The sequence below is a fragment of the Erwinia typographi genome (assembly GCF_000773975.1).
In the GTDB taxonomy this organism is placed as follows: domain Bacteria; phylum Pseudomonadota; class Gammaproteobacteria; order Enterobacterales; family Enterobacteriaceae; genus Erwinia; species Erwinia typographi.
In genome coordinates, this window is record NZ_JRUQ01000038.1 from 42,482 (window position 1) to 60,236 (window position 17,755).

The 17,755-nt window shown below is 51.9% G+C and carries 16 protein-coding genes and 1 riboswitch; of the genes, 12 read left to right on the top strand and 4 right to left on the bottom strand.

What is annotated here, in order from left to right:
* The first annotated feature begins 4 nt into the window (after positions 1-4).
* Positions 5-1,036: a zinc-dependent alcohol dehydrogenase gene (locus NG99_RS12415; RefSeq protein ID WP_034893004.1), complete on the top strand. Its 1,032-nt coding sequence runs from the start codon at positions 5-7 to the stop codon at positions 1,034-1,036.
* Between the two features lie 60 nt (positions 1,037-1,096).
* On the opposite strand, the gene NG99_RS12420 is transcribed toward NG99_RS12415, so the two are convergent.
* Positions 1,097-1,834 (bottom strand): GntR family transcriptional regulator, encoded by a 738-nt coding sequence (locus NG99_RS12420; RefSeq protein WP_034893006.1) that lies wholly within the window; start codon positions 1,832-1,834, stop codon positions 1,097-1,099.
* 222 nt (positions 1,835-2,056) lie between these two features.
* On the opposite strand from NG99_RS12420, the gene NG99_RS12425 reads away from it, so the two are divergent.
* A complete protein-coding gene (locus tag NG99_RS12425; protein ID WP_034893009.1) occupies positions 2,057-2,497 on the top strand; it encodes a PTS sugar transporter subunit IIA in 441 nt (146 codons plus the stop codon).
* 26 nt (positions 2,498-2,523) lie between these two features.
* Positions 2,524-4,521 (top strand): transketolase, encoded by a 1,998-nt coding sequence (tkt, locus tag NG99_RS12430; RefSeq protein ID WP_034893012.1) that lies wholly within the window; start codon positions 2,524-2,526, stop codon positions 4,519-4,521.
* 95 nt (positions 4,522-4,616) lie between these two features.
* Here the strand turns inward: tkt and ptsG are convergent, their stop codons facing one another.
* A complete protein-coding gene (gene ptsG, locus NG99_RS12435; RefSeq protein ID WP_052130684.1) occupies positions 4,617-6,167 on the bottom strand; it encodes a glucose-specific PTS transporter subunit IIBC in 1,551 nt (516 codons plus the stop codon).
* Between the two features lie 253 nt (positions 6,168-6,420).
* Between ptsG and NG99_RS29945 the strand changes: the two genes are divergently transcribed.
* Positions 6,421-7,326 (top strand): SgrR family transcriptional regulator, encoded by a 906-nt coding sequence (locus tag NG99_RS29945; RefSeq protein WP_232298288.1) that lies wholly within the window; start codon positions 6,421-6,423, stop codon positions 7,324-7,326.
* Between the two features lie 18 nt (positions 7,327-7,344).
* The gene (locus NG99_RS29950) at positions 7,345-8,097 is read left to right on the top strand and encodes an SgrR family transcriptional regulator (RefSeq protein ID WP_232298290.1); all 753 of its coding nucleotides are present in this window, start codon (positions 7,345-7,347) and stop codon (positions 8,095-8,097) included.
* 18 nt (positions 8,098-8,115) lie between these two features.
* Here NG99_RS29950 and NG99_RS12445 read toward each other — a convergent pair whose 3' ends face one another.
* Positions 8,116-9,078 (bottom strand): alpha/beta fold hydrolase, encoded by a 963-nt coding sequence (locus NG99_RS12445; protein WP_034893015.1) that lies wholly within the window; start codon positions 9,076-9,078, stop codon positions 8,116-8,118.
* Positions 9,079-9,137: 59 nt separating this feature from the next.
* The gene (locus NG99_RS12450) at positions 9,138-10,343 is read right to left on the bottom strand and encodes an MFS transporter (protein ID WP_034893018.1); all 1,206 of its coding nucleotides are present in this window, start codon (positions 10,341-10,343) and stop codon (positions 9,138-9,140) included.
* A 160-nt stretch (positions 10,344-10,503) separates the two neighbouring features.
* On the opposite strand from NG99_RS12450, the gene NG99_RS12455 reads away from it, so the two are divergent.
* The 7 genes from NG99_RS12455 to NG99_RS12485 all read left to right on the top strand — a co-directional run bounded on the left by NG99_RS12455 (position 10,504) and on the right by NG99_RS12485 (position 17,713).
* Entirely contained in the window at positions 10,504-11,121 is a 618-nt protein-coding gene (locus NG99_RS12455) for a TetR/AcrR family transcriptional regulator (RefSeq protein ID WP_034893021.1), read from the top strand.
* A 47-nt stretch (positions 11,122-11,168) separates the two neighbouring features.
* Positions 11,169-11,273: riboswitch (TPP riboswitch) on the top strand.
* Between the two features lie 163 nt (positions 11,274-11,436).
* Positions 11,437-12,186, top strand: a complete 750-nt coding sequence (locus NG99_RS12460) for an ABC transporter ATP-binding protein (protein WP_084110512.1) — start codon at positions 11,437-11,439, stop codon at positions 12,184-12,186.
* Positions 12,183-12,950, top strand: coding sequence for an ABC transporter permease (locus NG99_RS12465; RefSeq protein ID WP_034893023.1), 768 nt, complete (start codon positions 12,183-12,185; stop codon positions 12,948-12,950). Before NG99_RS12460 ends, NG99_RS12465 begins: the two co-directional genes overlap by 4 nt.
* A 25-nt stretch (positions 12,951-12,975) precedes the next feature.
* The gene (locus NG99_RS12470) at positions 12,976-13,911 is read left to right on the top strand and encodes an ABC transporter substrate-binding protein (protein WP_034893026.1); all 936 of its coding nucleotides are present in this window, start codon (positions 12,976-12,978) and stop codon (positions 13,909-13,911) included.
* A gap of 180 nt (positions 13,912-14,091) precedes the next feature.
* Positions 14,092-14,853, top strand: coding sequence for a hypothetical protein (locus NG99_RS12475; protein WP_034893030.1), 762 nt, complete (start codon positions 14,092-14,094; stop codon positions 14,851-14,853).
* A 148-nt stretch (positions 14,854-15,001) separates the two neighbouring features.
* Positions 15,002-15,637, top strand: coding sequence for a TetR family transcriptional regulator (locus NG99_RS12480; RefSeq protein ID WP_034893033.1), 636 nt, complete (start codon positions 15,002-15,004; stop codon positions 15,635-15,637).
* A 969-nt stretch (positions 15,638-16,606) separates the two neighbouring features.
* Positions 16,607-17,713 (top strand): colicin-like pore-forming protein, encoded by a 1,107-nt coding sequence (locus NG99_RS12485; protein WP_034893036.1) that lies wholly within the window; start codon positions 16,607-16,609, stop codon positions 17,711-17,713.
* Positions 17,714-17,755 lie beyond the last annotated feature (42 nt).

Here is a 17,755-nt window from a genome sequence, read left to right on the forward strand (position 1 = left end):
GGTCATGAAAAGCGTAAAAATCACCGCTGTCAAAGAGATCGAAATTTTTGATCTCCCCGCACCAGTAGCCGCCCCCGGGCAAGCGCTGGTAGATATCGCCTACAGTGGAATTTGTGGTTCAGATATGCATTTTTATCTGGGGCATCATCCTTCCTTAAAGCCACCAACAAATTTCATTCAGGGCCATGAATCTGTCGGGATTATCAGGGAAATTAACGGCTCATCACCAAAGTTTAACGTCGGTGATAAGGTGGCGATTAATCCCCTGGTTGGCTGTGGCGAGTGTTTCAACTGCCTGGATAATCAGCCGAATATCTGTCGGGTCAGTCGGAAGGTGATGGGCTTCAGGCTGGATGGCACCATGTGCGAATCACTGGCCGTGGGGACGGAGCAACTTATTAAATTAGACGCCCAGATTGATATGAAGCTGGCGGCAATGATCGAACCTTTTGCCGTGGGCTATCACGCCGTTTCTCTTGTCCATTACCGCGATCTGGTCAATACGCCAGTCATCGTCAGCGGAAGCGGAACTATCGGCGTAATGACCGCTTTGGTACTTAAGCATATTCATCATGCTAATCCGCTGGTGGTAGAGAAAGACGCGAAGAGAATCGAATTGTTACAGCGCCTGGGCTTTACCGTCTATGCCTCGATTGAGGACGTGGATGCCGTAAACCTGCGCCAGCGTCCGATTGCGTTTGAATGCACGGGCTACTATCCGGTGTTGCAAGCGCTGGTGGCGGCTAACCGCAAGCCTGAGCATATCGTGATCATTGGTCAGTACACCTCAGGTTCTACCATTGGCCTGCATGAGATCATGTCTTCAGAGATCACCCTCACCTCCAGCCATATGTATAACAGCGACGATCTTGAAAAAAGCGCGACGGCTATCAGGCAAAAAGAGATTGCCGACGCACTGCAACAGATTGTTTACCCGAAAGTTTACGATCTGGCTGAGGCAGCCGAGGCGTTCCAGAAAGCCACCTCAGGGAGCCTTGACGGCAAGCTTAAAGTGTTACTGGGTAGCCATGCCTGATCCTCGCCCTCTCGGTTCAGACATCTGATGATAATGAGAGCATTTAACGGCTCTCATTTTTTATTCGGAACGCTCAGAAATCTGTTTTAAATGCAGGATGTTAGTATTAACAATCGAGATATTGACCTCAAAAGGCGTGCCGTCATCCAGATACACCACCTCATACAGTTCCATCATCGCATCATGAGGCTGGATGTTCAGCAGCCTGATCATCTCTTCGTCAGTAGCATTGAAAGCGCGGACATTTTGCGCACGCCGCTGTACCCCCTTCCCGGTAATCCTCTCAATATAGGAATACTTGGAGATCTCCAGCTCTTTAAATTCCATTGAGTTAAAAAGCGTCGCCGGAAAATGGATGTACTCCAGCGAGACGGGGATATCATCAAAACACATCAGGCGCAGTATTTTGTAAACTGAATCACTGTTCTTGATGCGCAGCGCTTGCGCCATTGCCGCATCAGGCACCTTGATAATGCTGGCTGAAATCACCTTTCTTACCCCTTTATGACCGCTTTTTTGCGCCTGATAGTCAAAAGGTGAAAGTGCATGAAATTTACCGGAATGGTTGCTCTTGCCAATCGAACCGATGTACAGACCAGACCCTTTAATGCGATAGATTCTTTCCTGTTCAATAAGGATTCGCGTGGCTTCCCTTACCGTGGCTCTGGTCAGCTTTAACGCTTTCGCAATCGCAATTTCCGTGTCGAGCTTATCGCCAGGCAGCAACTCGTCATCTTTAATTTTCTTAAAGATGTAGTCAATTACCTCTTGTTGCTTCTCAGTAATGTTATCGGCCATCAATGGTATCCCTGTCTGCCTGCGCGCTTGTCAGCTGGTTTTAAAGGTTATTTTGCAGTTCAGGCTGTTCCCCGCCATCACGATAATTGTGACCTGGTTAACAACTCTTCATTTAGCCCAACCTGACTGAGCATGTTGCTGAGTTTATCGCTTGTGTCTGGACACGTCGAGGAGCATCCTAAAGATGACTATACATCTTTAACTTGTCTGTACGGGGTGTTAATGATCACAGAATTACTCACTGAAGAAAGAATCGCGGTCGTTGACGACGTCAGCGACTGGCAGAGCGCGATTGCCTTAGCTGTCGCCCCACTGATTGCAGACGGCACCGTCCGGGAAAGCTACCTGCAGGCCATTATTGAGAACACCTTTAGCAATGGCCCTTACTATGTGCTGGCGCCCGGTATCGCCATGCCGCACGCCCGCCCAGAGACTGGGGTCAATCAAAATGGCCTGGCATTCCTGCTGGTTAAAAACGGGGTAAATTTCCCGGATCAGGCTGACCCAGTGAAGCTGCACTTCCTGCTGGCGGCCCGTGCCCCACACCAGCATATTGATCTCATCACTCAGCTCTCAGAACTGTTCTGTAGCGAAACGGATCTGGACGCTCTGTTTAACGCTAACGATGTCGCAGAAGTGCTGAAGGTTATTTCTCGTTATTAATTATTGTGAAATGTCAGGAGAAAAAAATGGACCATAAACAACTCGCTAATGCGATCCGTATTCTGAGCATCGATGCCATTCAAAAAGCAAACTCGGGCCATCCCGGCGCGCCGATGGGAATGGCGGACGTGGCTGAAGTGGTTTGGCGAGGCCATCTGCGTCACAACCCGGCTAACCCCGGATGGTTCAATCGCGATCGTTACGTCCAGTCAAACGGGCACGGTTCCATGCTGCAATACTCACTGCTGCATCTGACTGGTTACGACCTGACCATCAATGATTTGAAAAATTTCCGCCAGCTACATTCCCGCACGCCCGGCCACCCGGAATACGGTTACACCCCCGGCGTTGAAACCACTACCGGCCCATTGGGACAAGGCGTGGCGAACGCAGTCGGCATGGCTATTGCGGAAAAAACGCTGGCGGCTCAGTTCAATAAGCCCGGCAGGGAGATCGTTGACCATCATACCTGGCTGTTTCTGGGGGATGGCTGCCTGATGGAGGGGATCTCTCATGAAGCCTGTAGCCTGGCCGGTACGTTGAAACTCGGCAAGCTGATCGCCGTATGGGACGACAATGGCATATCGATCGATGGTCATGTGGATGCCTGGTTCTCCGACGATACCCCTGCCCGCTTCCGGGCATATGGCTGGCATGTGATCGAAGGCATTGATGGTCATAACGCCGAGGCGGTGAATAAAGCGGTGACAGAAGCCCGCGCCGTTACGGATAAACCATCCCTTCTGTGCTGTAAGACAATTATTGGTTTTGGTTCCCCCAATAAGGCCAACAGCCATGACTGCCACGGGTCGGCGCTCGGTGCGGATGAAGTCGCCCTGGTGCGTAAAGAATTGCGCTGGCCCTACGAACCCTTTGTTATTCCAGATGAAATCTACCGGGCGTGGGATGCAAAACAGACCGGCGTGAAAGTAGAGGCAGAATGGAACGAAAAATTTGCTGCTTATGCGCGTGATTATCCAGAGCTGGCGAAAGAATTTACCCGCCGCATGGAAGGAAAGCTGCCTCAGGGCTGGCACGAAGAGGTCAATGCCTGGATAAAGGACCTTCAGGCTCATCCGGCCAGCCTGGCCACCCGCCAGGTCAGCCAGAAATGTCTCAGCTACTTTGCCCGCTCGCTGCCGGAGTTATTTGGCGGTTCGGCAGACCTGTCTCCGTCCAATCTGACCCGCCATCAGCTGTCGGTCGATTTCTCCGATCAAAATCCAGCGGGCAATTATCTCTCCTATGGCGTACGCGAATTTGGCATGTCGGCGATAATGAATGGGATAGCGCTGCATGGAGGCTTGTTACCGTATGGCGGCACTTTCCTGATGTTTATGGAGTACGCCCGCAATGCCGTGCGCATGGCGGCCTTAATGAAAGCGCACTCGATCTTTGTTTATACTCATGATTCTGTCGGGCTCGGCGAAGATGGCCCGACTCATCAGCCGGTCGAGCAGCTGGCCTCATTACGCCTGACGCCCAATATGGAAACGTGGCGCGGATGCGATCAGGTAGAAGCGGCTATCGGCTGGCAGCAGGCGATTGAGCGATCTGATGGCCCCTCGGCACTGATTATGACCCGTCAACCTCTTGCCCAGCAGCCGCGCAGCGAGCAGCAATTAAAGGATGTCCGCCGCGGCGGCTATATTTTGCTTGAGCCGGAGGGAGAGCCAGAACTGATTATTCTGTCAGCGGGATCGGAAATCGAGCTGGCGGTATATGCTGCTGGCGAACTGAATCGTGAAGGCCGCCGGGTACGGGTCGTGTCAATGCCGTGCACTGAACGCTTTGACCAGCAGGAACAGGCGTATAAGGATGCGGTTTTACCGCAGCACCTTCGTAAGCGCCTGGCTGTGGAAGCCAGTATCGAAGGCTTCTGGCAGCGTTATACCGGACTCGACGGGGAGGTTATCGGCATGCAGACCTTCGGCGAATCAGCGCCTGCCGCGGTGCTGTTTGAGCACTTTGGCTTCAGCAAAGAGCACGTACTTGAACGGGCAAAAGCGCTTCTTGCCTCATAGCGACAGTGCAGTCGGTGAGTTAAGAGTAAAAATGCTATTCAGTGAAAAGGGGTTATAAACCCCTTTTCTGTTTGTCTTATTCCCTATACACCCCATTAATAATTCACTATTCCACTCACGGAGTTTTCCTGCTGGTTTTTTACCGCACGAATACTTTCTTTCAGGCGGTCTGACTTCATGCCAAACACACTCTGTATATTGTTTCCTACTTCGACAATGCCAGCCGCCCCCAATCGTTTTAGTGTATTTTTATCGATGATACTTTTATCAATAACATCAATGCGCAGTCGTGACATACAGGCTTCAATACTCCGCATATTATCAAGGCCGCCATAGGCGATAATGATCCCTGTAATTAAATCATCAGACTGGGAGGAGGAAACCTTATCGTCACCGACTTCAGGCTTTTCCCGACCGGGAGTCAGTAAATTCCAGCGTTTTATTGCCAGGGTAAATAATAGGTAGTAAATAGAGCCCATCAGAATGCCAACAGGGAAGACCATATACCAGTTATGCCCTCTCGGTAAAATGCCGAAGAAGATGTAATCTATCAATCCGCCGGAGAATGACAGTCCAATATGAACGCTGAGTAATTCCATCAGCAGGAAAACCACCCCGGCCAATACTGCATGGATACCAAAAAGCACGGGCGCCACAAACAGAAAGGAAAATTCAATCGGTTCAGTAATCCCACAAACAATTGAGGTAATGGCGCCGGACAGCATAATCCCCTTCACCCGGCTTTTATTTTCCTCGTTGGCGCAGCGATAAATGGCTAAAGCGACGGCCGGTATGCAAAACATTTTCAACGGCGTCAGACCAGCCATAAACGCGCCAGCAGTAATGGGAACCTGATCTTTTAACTGTGCAAAGAAAATAAGCTGATCGCCGTGAACGGCCTGCCCGGCTTTATTGACATACTCCCCAAACTGTAGCCAGAAGGTGGGCCACCAGACGTGATTCAGACCAAAGGGAATCAGTAAACGCTCGATAAAGCCGAACAGGAAAGCCGAAAGCCCAAGACCTGAGTTCATCATACTGTTGGACAGCCCATTAATCGCGTGCTGGATGGGCGGCCAGATTAGCGCCATGGCAATCCCAACAAATACCGCCGCAAATGAGGTAATGATCGGCACAAATCGTTTACCGGAGAAAAACTCCAGCCACGAAGGTAAATTAATAGTAAAATATCTTTTGTAAAGAACAGAGGATATTATCCCAATAACAATGCCGCCAAACACACCCGTTTGTAATGAGGGTATGCCCAGTGCCAGAGTATAATCATGGTTATTTGCCACGGCATCCGCGGTTATACCAAGATACTGGCCAATGGTCACATTCATAATGAGAAAGCCAACAATGGCTGACAGGCCAGCAATTCCCTGATCGTTTGACAGGCCAACCGCTACACCGACGGCAAACAATAACGGAAGATTGGCAAATATGATCCCGCCGGCTTCAGAGAGTAACGTTAAAATGTGCACTAACCAGGCTGTTCCCAAAAAAGGAATTTGCGCCACAACATTTGGGTCCTGCAGGCTGGTGCCAAAAGCAAGTAAAATCCCTGCAGCAGGCAGCATGGCGATCGGAATCATCAATGAGCGACCTATACCTTGTAGCTTCTGCAAAATATTTAATTTTGACATGCTTTAACCCCTGGTACACGTTAGTAATAGCCTCGATATTATTTATCGGTTATCCGCCTTAGCTTGAGGTCATCATTCAAGTTAGCGGCCAGGTTAATTGTCTGTTGCGAACCAGAGTTAAAAAAGAGCAAAAATCGCGGCACAGCGCTTCCTGTTTACGTTTAAAACCGGAAATTATTTGAACAGAATCACAGCATATTAGCGAAATCATCGATAAAATAGGAAAAACTACACATTTCAGGGTAGTCATCAGATGTCCAATATTGAAGAGCATTTTCGCAAACTGTACGCAAGATTTGGTCTCGACCAGAACACCTCCGTTCAGGTGAACGCTATTGCGGGCATATTTAATTGCTCAGTAAGAAATGCACGTATCCTGTTGCAACGAATGCACGATGAAAGATGGATCGACTGGCAGCCGCAGCGAGGCAGAGGAAAACACTCCAATTTACGCTTACTCAACGCCCCTGACCGGTTGATTAACCAACATATTGAGGAGAGGATGGCCCTGCTGGATAATGGGGAGGCAATAAAATTTATCGGCAACGAAAAGCAGGCCCTTAACCGTATTATTCAGTATCGCTTTGGGGTTCAGGAAAACAACAGTCAGAAACGCGTTCGCATCCCTTTTTATCGGGATATTGATATTCTGAATCCCCTTCATCCACTGCGAAGAACGGAACGGCATCTTATTCGCCAATGTCTTAGTGGACTCACGCATTATGATACCGCTCAGGGAAAGATCGTTCCTGACATCGCGCACTACTGGACGCATAACGAGCAAGCGACCCGCTGGGTATTCTATATAAAACCGACGGCCTACTTCTCAGATGGCACCCCGATGACGGCGCCATTAATAGCGCGGAGCCTTAACGCCGCCATCCAGAGTCCGTGGTTTTCCGATCTGTTCAGCAATTTGACTCAAATTTATGACGAAGATATTTACCGTCTGGTGATTGAAACTTCCGTCCCCATGAAAAGGCTGGACTGTTTACTGGCAACGCAGCCAGCTTTAATTTTTGATCTGCATGAGGGACAAATGCGCTGTAGCGGTCCCTTTTGCATCCAGCGACATCAGGGCAGCTATCTGACCTTACGCCGCAATGAATATTATCATCAGGCACGACCAATGCTTAACGAAATAAATATTTTTACCTAGGTGCCTGAAAATATCAGCATGAATTTTATTCCCATCCTGCACGGCGAGCTGTCTACCGATACGCGGCCGCTTCGGGAACGCAAGCTGGAAAATGGGAGCTGCTTTATCGTTACTGACAGCAACGGTATTTTCGCCAGCGAGGAGGGAAGACGTTTTCTCAATCAGATAATACAACCAATGACGCTGCTCAATCGCAGTCAGTTACCAGAAGAGTATGGCAGCGCCCTCTCCATCGCCCAGGGTTTGCTTCCCGCATGGAACCACCGCAGAGTGGATTTTGGCAATATCACCGCTCCGTTCATCAGTCGCCGTCAGGTGACTATCGCCACCTATGGACAGCCTGAATTAGTGGAGCTGGCACATGCCATAGCCGCTACAGTGGGAGATTACTATTATCAGTGCACGGTACGAGTCTATTCGTTCGAAGAATTTGCCATGCAGAAACTGGAGCCAGCGGATATCTGGCTGACAAATTTCATGCTGGAAACCCTTACTATCCCTGCCGTTCTTGACTGGCTAACCTCGACCTCGACATTTAACCACCTGCCGCCGCATGAGTCACAGCTGCGGCAGCAGATGATCGTACAGTTATTAAATGAAAGCGATGATAGCGCGCGTGAGCATATTGCTGACTACTTTCATCAATTAACTCATCAGCGCTGGATCATCCCGCTTTTTCATCACTGGATAGAGTATGCCGGTGAGAACTCATTCACCTGGCGAGATCTCAGCATGTTAGGATGGCCCGACTTCAGCCAGCTGTGGCTGTAGAAGAAGGCAATCGGCACGCTATTTGTTGATAAAATTGACCACCAGCGGGTTGAGCTCTCGTGGACATTCTTCCGGCAGCCAGTGCCCGCAGCCTGCCAATACGTGACCTTCTACCTTAGTTGCGTAATCCTTCATTTGATCAACCTGAAATTGCCCCATGCCACCGTGTCCGCCGCCGCCAATCGCCATCACCGGCAGAGTAAGTTTGGTTTGCGCCAGCTTCCTGTTTTGCTCAATCGAGGTGTTCAGCGCCCGGTAATATTCAAATGAGGCGGTGAGCGTGTGGGGTTTTGCATAGGATTTGGCATACCTGTCCAGCAGCGCGGGCGTGAAAGCGGCCTTATTCGTGGCGTGCTCCAGGATGAAATGCGTGAGGAAAAACTTCTCATGCCCTTTAATCAGCGTTTCAGCGAGCTGATTTTTTGCGGCAAAAAAGCTGAAGTGCCAGACCAGCGACTCTCCTTCTGGAGAAAATGCGGGGAAATCATACATGCGCCGATCGGGGATCGGGGCCTCCATGTAGATAAGCCGGTCAATTTTATCCTGGTGCTTAACCGCCATAGGATAAGTATTCCAGATGCCAATATCATGAGCGACCAGCGTGAACTTTTGGTCTCCACGCAGGGAATCGGCAAGCTTATAAAGAGTGTTTGCTACGTCCTCACCGCTGTAAGAGGTGGCGGGAGGCTGCGACAGTCCCAACCCTGGCAGGTCGACGGCCACCACCGTGTGCCTGGCGGCCAGTTCGGGCATCAACTGGTGCCATTCGTACCACGACTGCCCAAATCCATGCACCAGATACACTAACGGCCCCTTACCGCCTTTAACATAGTGCAGTTTCACGCCGTCCACCCTTTTGTACTCACTGCTGAAGCCCGCAGGAACAGGGAATTCATCCGCCGGGGCCGCAGCTATCGAGGCGGCAGAAACCATCGCAGTGCTGAGCAGCGCGCCGCAGAGCATTTTTTTCACAAGTGTCATTTTTTACTCCATTCAGAGAGATAAAGACTACGAGCGGATGCCGTAGCCTGGGAAGATAGTTAGTTGCTCGTCGACTGACCAGAACGGCTGCTGGCTGCCGGAAAGCCCTGCTCGCCTCGCACAACAATCGCAACTGCGGCCAATAGCAGGACGAGGAGCGCCCACGGGAAGGACCAGGTCCCGGCGTGTTCCAGCAGTAATCCCCCGGTCAGGCCGCCAAGAGCGATCGCGCCATTCCAGGTCACCACGTTCATCGACAGCGCCACATCGGCATACTCGCCAGCGGCGTCCGCCAGCGCCGTCTGGAGCAGAGTTGCCGCGCCGCCAAAGGTCAGCCCCCAGACGGCTATCCCCAGATAAATCACCAGCGGGGACGTCGCGCCCAGGCCAAAAACGAGCGACACGACGGCGAAAACGGACAGTGACAGCAGCACCGCCTGGCGCAGATGGGTATCAATGATCCTGCCGGTGATAAAAATTCCGCACAGGGCTGCCAGACCAAAGACCAGCAGCACCAGGTCAACCCTGGCGGCAAGCCCGGCAGGCGCGATAAACGGTGCGATGTAGGTGTAGAGGATGTTGTGTGCCAGCATCCATGTCAGAACGACGCCGAGCACTGACCGTACGCCGGGGATCAGTAACACCGACCGGAGCGGCATTTCTTGCCCAGCAGACTGGCCTGGGTAATTCGGCACGGCCAGCATTATCCAGCCAATAAGGATCACTGACAGCCCCGACATTAGCGCGAAAGTGAGGCGCCATCCCAGCAGCGCCCCCAGCCATGTGCCAGCCGGTACGCCAAGAGACAGAGCGATGGGGGTGCCAACCATGGCAAGCGCCAGAGCCCGCCCCTGCAGTGATGGAACGACCATTCGCCGCGCATATCCGGCCAGCAGACTCCACGCCAGACCTGCTGAAGCGCCGGCAAGAAATCGCGCGACTAATGTAATGGCTATGTTTGAGGACACGGCGGTCAGCGTATTAAAAACCAGGAATCCGCACACGGTGCTCAGCAGAACAGCCCGCCGTGACCAGGTTCGGGTCAGCAGAGTGAGGGGGATCGCCGCCAGCAGCGAACCGGCGGCATAGGCCGTCACCAGTTGCCCGGCCAGAGAGGGTGAAACCGCGAGCCCGCTGCTGATTTCCGGCAGCAATCCGGCGGGAATGGTTTCGGTCAGTATGCAGATAAAGCCCGTCATCGCCAGTGCCAGCAGGGCAAATACCGGCAGTCGTTGAGCTTCTCCGTGTTGGTGCTGTGCTTGCATAATTCAGCCTGTCAGTCAGTTTAAGAGTCTGTGGGGAGTGCTACAGGTACGATGTCACCCGATTTACGCACTTATATACCGATCGATACATATGTTGCATTGCCGCTCTCCAGCTTGTCAATTAATTATGTATCGATTAGTATAAAAGACGGAGGAACAGATGATGAGAACAGGCCGACCAAGACAATTTGACCGGGATGAAGCGGTGATCGGAGCAATGCACCTTTTCTGGGAAAAAGGCTACGACGCCACTTCGCTCGCACAGCTAAAAGCGTCGATAGGCAAAGGGATCACCGCCCCCAGCTTTTATGCCGCCTTTGGCTCGAAGGAAGCGCTTTTTAACGAAGCGGTGAGCTGTTATCTGAAAACACATGCCAGGGTTACAGAGCCACTGTGGGACCCAGCGTTACCCCCCAGACAGGCGCTGGAGACGGCACTGCTCAACTCAGCCCGGATGCAGTATGGCGCCGGTCATCCGCGTGGCTGCATGGTTGCGCTCAGCGTGATGTCTGCCTGCTCTGAGGAAACCAGGCCTATCCTGAAACCGCTCGAAGAGTCCCGCCGCCGTACCCGTGAGGGAATAGGACACTGCGTTAAGCGGGGCATCGCATCAGGCGAATTGCAGGATACTGCGCACACGCCTGCCCTGGCGGTCAGCTTTGACAGTTTCCTGCTGGGAATATCGACGCTGGCGCGGGATGGGATTCCGCTGGCGGACACTGAACGGGCTATTGCTCAAATGATGAGGCTATGGGATGTTTCGCGCGTGACGCCGTAAGCCCTTGCGGGCGCGGGTTGTAATCAAAAAGTAAATATCGTATAACAGGCTGCTCCGAGGGGTGTCCTGTATGGGCTGAGATGGCGCGGTTTGCCGAACCCTTTGAACCTGATCTGGGTCATGCCAGCGAAGGGACGGGTTGGCAATAACGCCTCAGTGATTGCCTGTTCATACCTCTGCACGCCCGGATCTCCACTCACTTTCTGGAGGTCCCATGTCTGATTTCTTTTTTTTCCGCCGATGTAACCCGCCGCGCCGCCAACAGGCGAAAGCTGGCTGCGCTTTGCCGACGCCGCTGAGCAGGGAGCGTGCAGCGTGAGCGATCGGGATTTTGCTTTGGGCGAGCCGGCTCCGGGAATTCAGATACGGGATTTGACGCTGCGTTACGGCCCGCGCACGGTTTTCGAAAACCTGAGTTTTACCCTTGCTGGCGGCGAATTCACCGCCCTGCTGGGCGCCAGCGGCGTCGGCAAAACCAGCCTGCTGAAGATCGTCGCCGGACTCGCCAGGCCGGACTCGGGCAGCGTGACCGGTAGCGATGGGCAGCCCGTCGGGCAACGCATTGCCTGGATGGGGCAAAAGGATCTGCTGTTCCCCTGGCTGACCGTTGGCGAGAACGTCACCCTCTCCTCGCGGCTGCGTGGCGAGAAGCCAGATCGGGCATGGGCGGGCGACCTGCTGAAACGGGTGGGGTTAGCGGAGCATGTCCACGCTCGCCCTGCGGCCCTTTCCGGCGGGATGCGTCAGCGCGCGGCCCTTGCCCGCACGCTCTACCAACGCCAGCCAATAGTGCTGATGGATGAGCCCTTTTCCGCACTGGACACCCTCACCCGTACCCGCATTCAGACTTTAGCGGCAGAGCTGCTGGCCGGCTGCACCGTTTTGCTGATCACTCACGATCCGATGGAGGCCTGCCGCCTGAGCCACCGGCTGCTGGTGCTCTCCTCTACCGCCATAGATGACTCACACCAGATTGCCGGGTTACCGCCCAGAGCCCCCGACGATCGGCTGTTATTGCAGAGTCAGGGTGAGCTGTTACGGCAGCTGGTCAGGGCGGCCGGATGAAGATTTCAACGGAAAACTCGTTCTCACGCTGCCGTCGCGCTGTGACAATTTTCGCTGGAGCGATCGCCGTCTGGTGGCTTATCACCCGCAGCGGCATCCCCGCTTTTTTACTGCCTTCTCCTCTGTCGGTGGCAGAAGCCCTGTGGGATGGCCGCGCTTACCTCGCGACGCATACGCTGGTCACCGCGGCAGAGATCGGCCTTGGGCTGGTTACCGGTGTGCTGCTTGGCGCTCTGCTGGCCCTGAGCATGATGTTTTCACCCCGCTTGCAGCGCTGGCTGATGCCGGTGGTGCTGACCAGCCAGGCCATTCCCGTCTTTGCTCTGGCCCCGCTGCTGGTGCTGTGGTTCGGCTTTGGTATTAGCGCCAGGGTCGCGATGGCCGTGCTGATTATTTTTTTCCCGGTGACCTCAACCCTGTTCGATGGCCTGCGGCGAAGCGGCAACGAGTATCTCGATCTGGCCCGCACGATGGGTGCCTCCCGCTGGTCGCTGCTGCGCCACGTCAGGTTAATGGCAGCCCTTCCATCTTTTGGCTCAGGGCTGCGCATGGCGGCAGCCGTTGCTCCTATTGGCGCAATTATCGGTGAATGGGTTGGCTCGGGCGAAGGTCTGGGCTACGTGATGCTTAATGCCAATGCGCGTATGCAGACCGACGTCTGCTTTGCGGCGCTTTTTATTCTGGTCGTGATGACCGTACTGCTCTGGCTAACGGTAGATGCCCTGGTGCGGCGTCTGATCGACTGGTCGCCGGAACCTCAATAACACCGCCTTCAATTAAGGGACCAACATGTTCAAAAAAAGCCTCTGTGGACTGCTGTTTTGCAGTGCAATCACCAGCACCGTTCAAGCTTCCGAGCCGCTGACGCTGGTGCTGGACTGGTATATCAATCCCGATCACGCGCCCATCCTGGTCGCGCAGCAGATTGGCGCGTTTAAAGCGGCGGGGCTGGATGTGAAGATTGTCGCGCCTTCCGATCCGGCGCTTCCGCCCAGACTGGTGGCCGCTAAGCAGGCCGACCTGGCAATTACCTATCAGCCGCAGCTACACTTCTTTGCCGACCAGGGCCTGCCGCTGATGCGCGTCGGCACGCTGATCGATTCGCCGCTGAATACGGTGATGACGCTGGATAAAAACGTCACCTCGCCAGCCGATCTGAAAGGCAAAAAGATCGGCTATTCTGTCAGCGGAATTGAGCAGGCAACGCTGGCAACCATGCTTAATCACCAGAACGTCAAGGCGGATCGGGTGAAGCTGGTAAACGTCAATTTCCAGCTAACCAGCGCGCTGATGACGGGCCAGGTGGACGCGGTGATCGGCGGCTTTCGTAATATTGAAGCGCTGGAGCTGAAGCAGCGCGGCAAAGACCCGGTGGTGTTTAACGTCGAGGATTATGGCGTTCCTGCCTACGACGAACTGATTATCGTCGCTAATCGCGATAAGGTCGGCGACCCCAAAATCAGGAAATTTCTCGCCGCGTTGAAAGAAGGCAGCGCCTGGCTGCGCGCCCATCCGCAGGAGAGCTGGAATAAATTCGCCAGCGATCGTCCAGAGCTGAATACCCCGTTAAATAAGGCCGCCTGGCTGAAGACCCTGCCGCTGTTCGCCCGCGATCCGGCCCATCTGGATAAGCCGCGCTATCAGGCTTACGAACAGTTCATGTTTGATCACCAGCTGATTAACAAGATAACGCCGGTTGAAGCCTACGCGACGGAGCTGAATTAAAACAGATCGGCCCAGCGCAGGGCGGTGCCCCAGGCCATTTTAAGGTGCTGATTAGACTACCGTAGATGGCATTATCCTGAAAAGCGGCCCCGCTCTGCTGACTTGCCAGCAACTTATGCCATACTGGATCCCTCTGTACAGGTCCATCGCAGCCTGTTCCTCCGATAACGAGTGATGTCCATGAGCAACTTCCTCAGTCCTGCCGCTGCTTACCTTAATCGCCGCAACGAATTGCTGGCGGAGCGCGCTGTGGTGCAATCTCCGGTGGTTATTCAAACGATTAATAAGGCGCTGTTAGCCAGCGAGATCGCCATGGCGACCTTTCATGATTTGGAGTCGCTCAACACGCTACAGCAGCGCAAGGCGCGGCTGATTGACTGGCACGAAACGCAAAGCCAGCAGGAGCTGCAAAACTTTGAGCTGCTCAGTAACCGACTTTCACTGCCTGAGGAAGCGGATGAGCAGGCGTATCTGGGCTATCAGCACGATTTCACCCGGCTGGCCGACTCATTTCCCTGGCAGAAAGCCAGCCTGCAAATGGTGCAGAACGACCTGTTCTCCACCACGTTTAATCTGTGGCTGGAGACGCTGGAAGAGCTGTTTTCCGCGCAAAACAGAAAGCCGCTGTTTATTCGCATTGAAAAGATTCTCGCCTTTTCCATCAGTAAAATTCCGGTGCTGGGCGAGGCGGTAGATGCTTACCGGCAGCTGGCCCCGGTGATGACCGCCAGCCATGAGAAGGCCAGAAGCAGCGATGACTATTTCAGGACGCTGGAAAGCTATACCGAAGCCGCCAACCTGTGCTGCCGGGGTATTTTGATTTTCTGCTTCACCACCGAAGCCGTCCTGCGCGGGCGAAAACTGCCCACGGAAGCGATACTCGCTGATAAAATTAAAGGCCATTACGACAGCGTGATTGACGGCACTCACCCCTATTTTTAACGACGCTGGCGTCCGTCGGGCCTGCTTCTTAAAACGTCCCCCGCGCTGACAGGTCCCCCCTGCTCACGAAGCCTTAAGTTTTCTGTGGTAATATTAAGGATATAAGCCCTGAAGGGGTCCCTGTAGATGACGGACTGACTGAGTTGCTATGCCTGCTACCGCCAAAAGAAAAAACGACCCCGAAGGGTTAAAAAAACGCATTCTTGCCGGTGCGCTTGCCACCTTTGCCGAATTCGGCTTACAGGGTGCCCGCATGGAGCAGATTGCCGAACATGCACAGACCACTAAGCGGATGGTGGTTTACCATTTCAGCAGCAAAGAAAACCTCTACATGGCCGTGCTTGAACAGGTTTATCAGGCGATCCGCCAGCATGAAACTGGCCTTAACCTGGCCGAGATGCCGCCGACAATCGCCATGGCGCGATTAGCCGAGGCCAGCTTTGACTACCATATTTCCCACCCGGACTTTATGCGGCTGGTATGCAGTGAAAACCTGATGCGCGGGCGCTATATCAGCCAGTCCAGCAGGATCAAAGAGCTGAACCAGAGTGCGCTGGTGGTGCTGGATGATATTTTGCTGCGAGGCAAAGCGGCAGGCGTGTTTGACAGCAAGGTCGAAACGGTCGACGTGCACCGTCTGATCAGCAGTATCTGTACCCACAACGTCGCCAACCGCTACACCTTCCACACGCTGTTTGGCGGAGGTGAAAGCGAGCAGCAAAGCATCGCCCGCAATCGTCAGTTGGTGGTTGAGGCTACGCTGCGCTATCTGCGCCCTGCCTGAGCAGCAATCTGTACAGAATTGCAATATCACGTACAATTTTTCCCGCCATATCCCGCCGCAAAACGTCTTTTTTAATTTACGATGACGTTAAAAAGTAGCTGTCTGGATTAATTATCGGCTGATTTTCTGCCGGGGCTCTGTTAAACATTCCCTGGTTTCCCGTTCCCGACGCGGATAACCCTTCCGCAATACAGGTCCCCGGTTGAGTCGGTATTTCATCATCTTTTCGCTCATTTAGACGAGACATTAAATCCTGTAGCTCCACCAGTTCCTGGGGCATGTTACCCCACCAAGCCCACTGACCGAGTTTGAACGAGAACTGATTCCTGAACCAACGATTGTTGGCCTAATATCAGCAAGAGTCCGTGGGCGGAAAGGCAGGCGGCCATGAGATTGCAATTGGCAATGGCATCAACGAGACGATCAGAGACAAAAGTCAGTACTTTATGTCAGGAGTTGAAGATAACCCGGCAATTACTGTAGAGACATATATCCCCTGATGGTCAACTGCAAGCTGCCGGAATAAAGATGTTCCGCCGGGTACAATTCCGGCTGCCAGAAAAATCTGGAATTCCAGCGTAGCCCCCCTTTATAGTGCCGCAGTCTTATCCTTTTGCGATCAGTGGTAGTCAGACAGAGAAAATTGAAATCGGGTTGACTACCTGGAAGATATTTATAGTTAAGTGTCGTACGGTTGTGATTCTGATAGGTGGTCAGCTAGCTATTTATGATGTAGCCTTAACTGAATGGAAGGAGAACAGATCCTTTCCATTTTTCTAATAAATGGATAATTAAACTTTAAGGAAATTATATGTCTTCTATAGCTTACTACCGAGATGGGGTACCTACGACTCACTAAATCACCCCGTTATAATTATTGGCCCAAAAACAGGAACTCCTTCAAAAGGTGGTTTTCCTCCAGGATTTCTACCGCCAGGAGGCGGATCTTTCGATCCTGTAGATGATCGAATGAAACATAAATGGGGTGGAAATGATTTTGTTGACGATACCCCTACTAAAGCTGAGCTCAAACGTGCAAACGCTGTTTTAGCCGAACGCAAAAAAGCTACTTTAGAAGCGAAAGCTGCAACCCAAACTTTGTTAGCCAAAAATAAAAAGGTTGAGCATGAAAATCATGTTATTTTAACTAATTTCACTACCAATTTAGCTAATGCAGAAAAAAGACTTGCGAACTCCAAGAGTATTCTTGATAAATATTCATCTCAAATCAAAATCAGTGAAACAGAATTAGCACTGAAGCAAGCTGAGTTAAATTTCAACCTTTCTATCGCTCAACGTCTTGGTACTGAGTCCTACTATTACAGCGTTATTGCTTTTGATAGTTACCAACAAGGTGGTTTAAGCGCAGCAGAAGTTAGAAATAGGCAAAAAATTTCTCTGGATAAAAATACTGAATCGAAAAATTATTTTTATAAAGTAAATAATCTGCAAGCACAACTTGCCACAATTAAACAGAAAATCGCACAGAAAAACATTGATAACTCTGTTCGCTTTGCCGCAGAACTAATTGCAGATACTGGAGAAAAAATCACAAAATTATACGGTGATACATTAGGAAATCAGGCAAAAGAGCTGGCAAATAATATTAAAGGGAAAATAATTCGCAGTAAAAAAGATGCTTTATCTACCTTTAATAAAATAAAAACCAATCCAAAACTAACGATCAATGCTAAAGATAAAGAGGCTATATCTCAAGCTTTAAAATCACAAAATATAAAATCCATTTCTGAAAACCTAAACATGATGAGCAAAAGCTTTGGTCTTTTAGGAAAAGGATTCACCGCTGAGAATCTTATCGATAAGGCTAAGGTCGGTTTTCAATCCGGAAACTGGGAACCTTTACTTGTTGAAGTTGAAGCTATCGCATTGAGTGGGGTTGTGGCAACATACTCATATAGCTTTGTCACCTCTGTTTTAACGGGGATAGGCATTGTAGCTCTAACGACTCCAGTAGCATTAATTATAGTCATTGTATTGACAGCATTCATGTCCTCTTATGTTGATGCGGATGCAGCTCGTAAATTCAATAACATAATTTTACCTTCAGTATACTAAGCTATAATTTTATAAATGGAGGACAGCAATGGCCTCCATTAA